We start from the raw sequence: 4,953 nt of genomic DNA, 5'->3' as shown, positions 1-4,953 counted from the left end.
TGCAGTAGGCTCTGGTACATGGACCAGGGTGTCGTAGATCGCCTGGTCGCCGTGCGGGTGGTATCCGCCCATGACCTCGCCGACCACCTTGGCGCACTTGCGCGCCGCCGAGTCCGGGTTCAGCCGCATCTCGCGCATCGCGTACAGCACGCGCCGCTGGACGGGCTTCAGCCCGTCGCGCACGTCGGGCAGCGCCCGGTCGGTGATGACGCTGAGCGCATAGGCCAGGTAGCGGCGCGAGAGGGCCTCGGAGAGCGGCTCGTCGATGATCCGGTCGGGCTCGGCGCCGCCCGGCGGGGTGGTGAGAACGGTCATTGGCGGTGTTTAGCAAGACGCGGGATTCGCCGCGACGCGTCAGATGCTCCCGTCAGAACGGCAGCGGCCGCAGGTCGGGCTCCACCCAGCGTCGGCGTGCCTCGACGCTGAACAGCCGGTCCTTCGTCCAGTACGCCAGCAGCCAGTCCGAGCGGCCCAGCGGACCGGCCAGCACATCGGCGAGCACATGGCTTAGGTTCGCTCCCGGCCGCGCCGCCAGATGGGCGCGGGCCCCGCGCAGCGAGGCCTGGGTGATGGTCTCATGATAGCCGGACGTGTCGGTGTTGGGCGTGCCTGTGGCCTCATTGTACGCGCGGATCAGGCCGGGCATGTCGCGGCCCGCGTCGAGATGCGGCCGCGTCAGCACCCAGAGCGCGGCGGCGAGGTGGGCGGCGTGCGTCCACTCCGGTTTCGGCAAGGTCCGGGCGATGACGCCCTCGCCAATGCGCGCGATGTCGGTGTCGGTGAACATGTTGGGCTCCAGAGGGGCCCGGCGGGGCGGCTCGCAGCAAAAACCCCGCCGGAGCGGGGTTTGCGAAGGCCGTGAGCGGAAGGGATCCTCAGGCGCGCGCAAACACCGCCGCGGGGCGGCGCTGTTGTTGCTGGGCCTGATTGAGCATCCGGATCACACGGGTTTCTAGCGCCTTGACAGCCGCGTTTACCAGCGTAAACGTGGGGCGACGGATACAGGTGTAAACGATGAAGATCAGCGCCGCCGAAAGCGTCGTGATGGAAGCCCTCTGGCGGCGCGAGCCGCTGAGCCGCGAGGAGATCGCCGCCGAGGTGGCGGGTCCGCAGGGCTGGAGCGAGGGCACGGTCAAGACGCTGATCAACCGCCTGCTGCGCAAGAAGGCGGTGGAAGCGACGCCCGACGGCCGCCGCTACCTCTATCGGCCCGCGGTGTCGCGCGCGGACTATGTCGAGGCCGAGAGCCAGGGGCTGCTGGACCGTCTGTTCGGCGGCCGGGTGGCGCCATTGGTCAGCCACTTCTCGGAAGGCGGCAAGCTGAGCCCGGAAGACGTGGCCGAGCTGAAGCGCCTCATCCAGGAGCTGGAGCCATGACCGAGGAGATCCTGTCCGCCCTGTTTCGCGCAAACGTAGCGGCCGGCCTTTGCGTGTTGGCGGTGGTCGTTCTCCGTCGCCCGGTGCGGCGGATGTTCGGCGCGAGGGCGGCCTACGGCCTTTGGGCCGCGCCGCTACTGGCTGGCGCCGCCAGCCTGTTCCCGGCGCCGGCCGCGATCCTGCCGCCGCTCGCGATGACGACCGCCGTGGTCGACGTCGCGCCCAAGGTCCCGCCGGCGCCCGGCCTCTCGCCGTCGATCCTTCTCGCATTGTGGGCCGCCGGCGCCCTGATTGCGCTCACCGTGCTGACCCGCCGCCAAGCCGCTTTCCTCGTCCAGGTCCGACAAGGCCGCGGCGGCCCGGCCGTGGTGGGCGTCATCGCCCCGCGCATCGTCACGCCGTCGGATTTCAACGAGCGCTTCGCGCCCGCTGAACGCGAGGTGATCCTGAGCCACGAGCGGGCGCACCTGGCGCGCGGCGACGCGGCCGCGAACGCCCTGGCCGCCCTGCTCACCTGCCTTTGCTGGTTCAACCCGCTGGCGCACCTGGCGGCGCGGCTGGTCCGCATCGATCAGGAACTCGCCTGCGACGCCACCGTGCTGAGCCGCGCGCCTCAGGTCCGGCGCATCTACGCCGAGGCCCTGCTCAAGACCCAGCTGTCGGGCCAGGCCGCGCCCCTCGGCTGCCACTGGCCATCCGCGGCGGCGCATCCGCTCAAGGAGAGAATCCGCATGTTGAAGTCTCCCCTCCCTGGTCGACGTCGCCATGTTGCAGGCTTCGCCGTCGTCGCCGGCGCCTGCGTCGCCGCAGGCTTCGCGGCCTGGGCGGGCCAACCCGGCTCGCGTTCGCCCGAGAGGTCTGCCCGGCCCCCGTCGTCGCCAACCCTGACCGCGCCCGATTGGGTGCAAAGGCCGGAGGGCGCCGACCTCGCCGCCGTCTACCCGCCGGCGGCCAGCGCCCAGTCGCTGCCCGGCAGCGCCCTGGTCGCCTGTCGCGTGGACGCGGCCGGGGGCCTGGAGGACTGCAAGCTCGAGCGCGAGGCGCCGACCGGTGCGGGCTTCGGTCGGGCGGCGCTGGCGCTCACGGGCAAGTTCCGGATGAAGCCGGTGGACAAGGCGGGCGTCCCCACGCGAGGGGCGTTGATCCGGATTCCGTTCCGCTTCACCACACCCCAGGCCGCCTCGTGATCGTCGCCGAAGCGCCGCCGAGCCCACCGCCGTCCGCACCCGCCGAGGTGGTGGTCAGCCGCAGCGAGGCCAGCGAGGTCGTGGCGGTTCAGGACCTGCCGCTTACGCTGGTGAAGGGGCCACGCCGCGAGGAGGCCCTGGCGCGGCGCGCGCTCTTCATCACCGCCACGGTCACCGTCGTGCGGCCGGAAACCGGGCCTGATCGCTACCGGTGGGCCTATCAGGGCTTCCTGCAGAGCCAGGTCTGCTTCAGCTCCATGACCGGTCTGTTCAGCTGCACCGAGCCGCAGTCGCGCAAGCTGCCGGAGGCGCGCGAAGGCGACGCGCCACTGCCGGCCGAGGCGAACAGCTACCCGCTGGCCGAGGAGGCGCGCGCGAAGCTGGTGGCGGACCTGAAGGCGCGCAGCGGCGCCCTCTTCGCCGCGGATCGGCGCGCCAACCTCGACCCCCTGTTCAAGGCGAGCGGCGTAGTCGTCGCCCAGGCGCCGCCTGCGCCGGCGCGCAAGCCCTAGAGCCGCCCGCTCTCCGCCAGCCGGTCGAGCAGCCACAGCCGGGCCGGCGGCAGCGGACGGTTCAGCGGACCGAAGATGAAGGCCTGCAGGAAATGGCCGGTGAGCGCCAGGCCAGCGCCTACGTCACCGGCCGCAAGGCCGGTCTGCGACGAAAGCATGAACGGCGGAAGCGTCAGCAGCCGGTCCTTGTAAGGCTCGCCCGCCTGTCGCGACACGGCGCGGCCGGTGCGTGGGCTGACGTAGACGAGATCGTCCACTGCGCCGGTGGCGGCGCACTTGGACAGGTCCAGGCCGAAGCCCAGGTCCTGCAGCAGCCCGGCCTCGAAGCGGACGAAGACCGCCGGCCAGATGTCGGGATGCGTGAGCGCCGAGGTCAGCGCCTCGAACGCGAGGTAGGCGCCGGGGTGTGGCTCGCGCTCCGGCAGAGCGCCGGCGGCCACGGCCGCAGCGGCGGCCAGGCCGGCCAGCGCAAGCGGGTCGTCGAACAGCGCCGCAGGTCCCTCACCCACGGGCTCCAGCATCGCCGAGCCCAGTTGGTCGGAGACCCGCGCCCGATACCGGGCGAGCACCTGGGCGCCGGGTTGCAGGAATGGCCGGATCTTGCGCGACGAGCCGCCGGCCACATGGGCGGCGTATTTCCCGTGCTGGGCCGTCAGGAGTTCGACGATCGCTCCGGTTTCGCCGTGCGCGCGGGCCGACAGAACAAAGGCGTCGTCTTCGAACTCCATCAGCGGACCGGCTGGCCTTCGGCCGCCGCCGCGATGATCGACCGCCACGAGGGCTCCGGCGAAAGGCCGAAGACTTTGCGCAGCGTGGTCTCTATGCCGGCGGCGTCCAGCGTCGTCTTCTGGGGCGCCCCGCCGACCGGACGGATCGTCAGTTGGTTGAACAGCAGGCCGTATCGGGCCTCCGGCGTCGTACGCGCGGCCAGCAGGTTCTTGCGGAAGTGGCTGGTGGGATGGGTCGACGTGAACCAGTTGGCCATCTCGTAGTCCCGGAACACGCAGGGGCTGAGCGAGATGTCGTAGGCGGGAACCCAGCCGGGCTCGCGCAGGACCTCCAGGCGCAAGTCCTCGCCAACAGGCGTGAGCCGATAGCTGTCATGATCGGTCATCTGCTCCAGCCCCGGCTGCAGTCGCAGCGGCGCCGTCAGCACGCAGCCACCAAAACCGACGTCGACGATCCAAGGCTCGCCTTCGGCCACTACCCGCAGGACCATGTGGGTGCGTGGCTGAGGCGGCACATCCGGCGGCATGTTCCAGCGGACCCGCGCAGCCAGGCCTTCCACCTCGAAGCCCAAGGCCTCCAGCACCCGTCGGAACAGGCCGTTGTGCTCGAAGCAGTAGCCGCCGCGCCCGCCGCGGATCAGCTTGGCGTCGACGGCCTCGGGGCTGATGTCGATCCCCCGATCGAGGAGGCAGTCGATCGCCTCAAAGGGGATCGCCGCCGGGTGCAGCGCGTGAAGCGTGCGCAGCACCTGAAACGTCGGAGCGCGCGGGCCGGTGTAGCCGATGCGGGCGAAGTAGGCGTCGAGGTCGATCATGGCCTCACACCTAAGTTTTCAAACGTCGTAATCCAGGCCCATCGGTCCGTAGAACTCGCGCTTGTCGGCCCACTTCTCGTCCACCTGGACGTGCAGGAACAGGTGGATGGGCCGGTCGAGAATGGCGCTGAGCTCCTCCCGGGCCTTCTGGCCGATCCACTTGACGGTCTGACCGCCCTTGCCCAGCACGATGGGGCGTTGGCTTTCGCGCTCGATGAAGATGGTCTGCTCGATGCGCGCCGAGCCGTCCTCCTTCTCCTCGAACTTGGTGGTCTCGACGGTGGCAGAGTACGGCAGTTCCTCGTGGATCGAAACGATTCGTGGGATCACAGAG

Annotated in this window: 8 protein-coding genes; 3 read left to right on the top strand and 5 right to left on the bottom strand. The window is 70.6% G+C overall.

Going from position 1 to position 4,953, the window contains the following annotated elements; genetic code table 11:
- Together RIF93_RS18645 and RIF93_RS18640 are read right to left on the bottom strand one after the other, a co-directional pair.
- Nucleotides 1-315 (bottom strand): DNA gyrase subunit A (locus RIF93_RS18645; protein WP_309092952.1); only part of this gene is annotated, 315 nt, incomplete at its 3' end.
- A 52-nt stretch (nucleotides 316-367) separates the two neighbouring features.
- Nucleotides 368-787: a hypothetical protein gene (locus tag RIF93_RS18640; RefSeq protein ID WP_309092951.1), complete on the bottom strand. Its 420-nt coding sequence runs from the start codon at nucleotides 785-787 to the stop codon at nucleotides 368-370.
- A 227-nt stretch (nucleotides 788-1,014) separates the two neighbouring features.
- Here RIF93_RS18640 and RIF93_RS18635 point away from each other — a divergent pair, with 227 nt between their 5' ends.
- From RIF93_RS18635 to RIF93_RS18625, 3 genes are read left to right on the top strand one after another with little or no spacing between them, the layout of a single operon-like run.
- Nucleotides 1,015-1,377, top strand: a complete 363-nt coding sequence (locus tag RIF93_RS18635) for a BlaI/MecI/CopY family transcriptional regulator (protein WP_309092950.1) — start codon at nucleotides 1,015-1,017, stop codon at nucleotides 1,375-1,377.
- Nucleotides 1,374-2,564, top strand: a complete 1,191-nt coding sequence (locus tag RIF93_RS18630) for a TonB family protein (RefSeq protein WP_309092949.1) — start codon at nucleotides 1,374-1,376, stop codon at nucleotides 2,562-2,564. The genes RIF93_RS18635 and RIF93_RS18630 overlap by 4 nt, the downstream gene beginning before the upstream one ends.
- Complete coding sequence (locus RIF93_RS18625; RefSeq protein WP_309092948.1) at nucleotides 2,561-3,076, top strand: hypothetical protein; 516 nt, start codon at nucleotides 2,561-2,563, stop codon at nucleotides 3,074-3,076. Before RIF93_RS18630 ends, RIF93_RS18625 begins: the two co-directional genes overlap by 4 nt.
- Here RIF93_RS18625 and recO read toward each other — a convergent pair.
- The 3 genes from recO to RIF93_RS18610 all read right to left on the bottom strand — a co-directional run.
- Complete coding sequence (gene recO, locus RIF93_RS18620; protein ID WP_309092947.1) at nucleotides 3,073-3,804, bottom strand: DNA repair protein RecO; 732 nt, start codon at nucleotides 3,802-3,804, stop codon at nucleotides 3,073-3,075. The genes RIF93_RS18625 and recO overlap by 4 nt on opposite strands.
- Complete coding sequence (locus tag RIF93_RS18615) at nucleotides 3,804-4,619, bottom strand: arylamine N-acetyltransferase (protein ID WP_309092946.1); 816 nt, start codon at nucleotides 4,617-4,619, stop codon at nucleotides 3,804-3,806. The genes recO and RIF93_RS18615 overlap by 1 nt, the downstream gene beginning before the upstream one ends.
- A gap of 18 nt (nucleotides 4,620-4,637) precedes the next feature.
- The coding region (locus RIF93_RS18610) for a KH domain-containing protein (RefSeq protein ID WP_309092945.1) at nucleotides 4,638-4,953 on the bottom strand (316 nt) is incomplete at its 5' end.

Origin of the sequence: Phenylobacterium sp. (assembly GCF_031181185.1) — a bacterium.
GTDB lineage: Bacteria > Pseudomonadota > Alphaproteobacteria > Caulobacterales > Caulobacteraceae > Phenylobacterium.
This window is presented reverse-complemented; position numbering and strand designations above follow the sequence as displayed.

Bases quoted from the DNA above. Each gene is read 5' to 3' on its own strand.
- RIF93_RS18640 (WP_309092951.1), bottom strand. From the start codon at position 787: ATGTTCACCGACACCGACATCGCGCGCATTGGCGAGGGCGTCATCGCC.
- RIF93_RS18615 (WP_309092946.1), bottom strand. From the start codon at position 4,619: ATGATCGACCTCGACGCCTACTTCGCCCGCATCGGCTACACCGGCCCG.
- RIF93_RS18635 (WP_309092950.1), top strand. From the start codon at position 1,015: ATGAAGATCAGCGCCGCCGAAAGCGTCGTGATGGAAGCCCTCTGGCGG.
- RIF93_RS18630 (WP_309092949.1), top strand. From the start codon at position 1,374: ATGACCGAGGAGATCCTGTCCGCCCTGTTTCGCGCAAACGTAGCGGCC.
- recO (WP_309092947.1), bottom strand. From the start codon at position 3,804: ATGGAGTTCGAAGACGACGCCTTTGTTCTGTCGGCCCGCGCGCACGGC.